The 259-nt window shown below is 42.9% G+C and carries 1 protein-coding gene; it reads left to right on the forward strand.

The features are described from left to right. Positions 1 to 259, forward strand: a 259-nt coding sequence (locus tag ACJTHF_RS14085; RefSeq protein ID WP_407812644.1) for a hypothetical protein, incomplete at both ends; no start/stop codon positions are given.

Consider the following 259-nt stretch of genomic DNA (forward strand, 5'->3'; position numbering starts at 1 on the left):
CGGCGTTAATAATAAAGACGAAGAAGCTAACGGTACTGATCCAACGAACCCTGATACTGACGGTAATGGTGTAAACGATGGGGACGAAGATACTGATGGTGATGGTATTCCGAATAAAGATGAATCTGATCCTAAATCTAATACACCAACGGATAAAGATGGCGACGGTAAGCCAGATATCACAACTCCGAAGGATACGGATGGCGATGGCATACCTGATAACCAAGATAATGATATCGATGGTGACGGCGTTAATAAT

The organism is Mammaliicoccus sp. RAM2, from assembly GCF_045897195.1.
GTDB lineage: Bacteria > Bacillota > Bacilli > Staphylococcales > Staphylococcaceae > Mammaliicoccus > Mammaliicoccus sciuri.